The following is a 537-nucleotide window of genomic DNA, read 5'->3' on the forward strand; positions in this document are numbered from 1 at the left end:
CTGGCACCCAGGTCCCGGCGAACGCGGGCCATCTGTCCTACACCACCCGGGAACCGCTTGGGGTCATCGGGGTGATCATGCCGTGGAATGGACCAGTGGGTAGCTTCTGCAGCCGTGTGGCCCCTGCACTCGCATGTGGAAATGCCGTAGTGGTCAAGCCGAGTGAGATGTCTCCGTTGTCCGCACTCGTGCTTGCCAGACTCGGTGCAGAGGCCGGATTCCCGGCTGGGCTCGTCAACGTCGTCACCGGTGGTGGTGAGGTCGGTGCCGCAGTAGCGGAACATCCAGGTATCGGCGGGATCACCTTCACCGGCAGTGTGCCGACTGGCCGAAGCATTGCGCGGGCCGCGGCAGATACTTTCAAGAAGAGCGTGCTCGAACTCGGTGGCAAGTCGCCGAATATGGTGTTTGAGGACGCGGACCTCGAGACAGCCGGCCGCGCTGCGGTGTGGGGGGTATTCAACAATGCCGGCCAAGTTTGTGTCGCGGGAACACGTCTGCTCGTTCAGCGTTCGATCGCGTCCGACTTCGTCGAGG

At 63.3% G+C, this 537-nt stretch carries 1 protein-coding gene; it reads left to right on the plus strand.

Annotation, left to right across the window (positions count from 1 at the left end):
* Positions 1–65 precede the first annotated feature (65 nt).
* Positions 66–537, plus strand: a 472-nt coding sequence (locus tag ACFWJO_RS39145) for an aldehyde dehydrogenase family protein (protein WP_386872994.1), incomplete at its 3' end; no start/stop codon positions are given.

Origin of the sequence: Streptomyces sp. NPDC127092, assembly GCF_042722475.1 — a bacterium.
In the GTDB taxonomy this organism is placed as follows: Bacteria; Actinomycetota; Actinomycetes; order Streptomycetales; family Streptomycetaceae; genus Streptomyces.